General features: G+C 77.1%; 2 protein-coding genes. One reads left to right on the top strand and one right to left on the bottom strand.

Annotation, left to right across the window (positions count from 1 at the left end; translation table 11 throughout):
• The first annotated feature begins 163 nt into the window (after positions 1 to 163).
• Positions 164 to 562 (top strand): DUF2795 domain-containing protein, encoded by a 399-nt coding sequence (locus tag E1283_RS36265; RefSeq protein WP_132822401.1) that lies wholly within the window; start codon positions 164 to 166, stop codon positions 560 to 562.
• A 69-nt stretch (positions 563 to 631) separates the two neighbouring features.
• On the opposite strand, the gene E1283_RS36260 is transcribed toward E1283_RS36265, so the two are convergent.
• Positions 632 to 1305 (bottom strand): polysaccharide deacetylase family protein (locus tag E1283_RS36260; RefSeq protein WP_132822400.1); only part of this gene is annotated, 674 nt, incomplete at its 5' end.

Raw genomic sequence — 1305 nt, 5'->3', positions numbered from 1 at the left:
GGGCGGGGCCCCTGATCCCGCGCCCGGAGCCCGCCGCCCCGCGGCGACCGCTCGCTCGCCGAATCGGTCGAGTGCCCGGATCCCGCCCGGGCAAACCCGGCCCGCCGGTGTCGGCCGGCCGCCACCGGGTACCCGGAGCGCCCCGAGGCTAGGAGGTACAGCCATGCAGCAACGGGGCAGCAACCGTCTCAACGTCATCCGTGACGACCTGATGAAGCACGACCTCCAGGGCCTGCTGCGCTCCGAGCACCCCACCAGGGCCGAGGAGTGGCGGGACCAGGAGCCGGCGGCCGAGGACGACCCCGCGCTGCTGGACGGCCCGGTCCCGCGCACGAGCGCGGGCGGCCCGCGGGAGGCCGAGGACGAGGCGTTCCGCTTCGAACTGGCTCGCCATCTGCGGCGCAGCGAGTTCCCGGCCGACCGCCGGGCGCTGCTGCGGACGCTCTCGGAGACGTACGCCCCGGACGATCTGGTGGAGACGGTGCGGCGGCTGCCGGCCGATCGGACCTTCGTCAACGTGCAGGAGGTCACCGCGGCCCTGGGCCGGCGTCCGACCGCCTGAATGCCCATGACCCGACGGCCCGCGCGTGCGCGGGCCGTCTCCCGTGCGGTGGCCCGCCCGCCGGCGCGGTCAGCCGGGCAGCACCGGTTCGAAACCGCGGTCGAGCAGCCGTGGCAGGCAGGCGCGGAGCGCGGCGACGGTCTGTTCGCGGTCGCCGCCGCCGTCGTGGGCGAGCGCGACGGCGCCCGGGTGGGCCCCGTCGAGCAGGGTGGCCGCGATCCGGTCGGCGCCCGGCCGGGTCCAGTCGTCGCTGTCCACGGACCAGCCGAGCGGGCGCATCCCGAGTTCGGCGCAGACCCGCAGGCTGGGCTCGTCCCAGACCCCGTACGGCGCGCGGGCCAGCCGGGGGGCGCGGCCGACGGCGCGTGCCACGACGTCGCTGGTGCGGCCCAGTTCGTCGCGGACCTCGGCCCTGCTCAGCAGGTCGAGCTGCGGGTGGCTCCAGGTGTGGTTGGCGAGCAGGTGTCCCTCGTCCCTGATGGCCCGCAGCAGGTCGGGCTGCCACTCCGCGTTCTCGCCGCAGACGAAGAAGGTGGCCGGCGCGTGGTGTTCGCGCAGCACCCGGAGGATCTTCGGGGTGTACGTGGGGTCCGGGCCGTCGTCGAAGGTGAGCGCGATGCGGCGGCCGACGCCGGCCAGTGTGCGGGGGACGTCGGCGACGCGGCGCGGCGCGGCCGGCGCGGGGGCGGCGGCGCCGGTGAACGGCCGCAGCCGGGAGGCGGAGCCCTCGGCGTCGACGGCGG

Source organism: Streptomyces hainanensis, assembly GCF_004348415.1.
Classification (GTDB): Bacteria; Actinomycetota; Actinomycetes; order Streptomycetales; family Streptomycetaceae; genus Streptomyces; species Streptomyces hainanensis.
The sequence above is the reverse complement of the archived record's forward strand: the minus strand, read 5'-3'. Positions and strand labels throughout refer to the sequence as shown.

Coding starts and splice junctions, on each gene's coding strand:
- E1283_RS36265 (WP_132822401.1), top strand. CDS start 164: ATGCAGCAACGGGGCAGCAACCGTCTCAACGTCATCCGTGACGACCTG.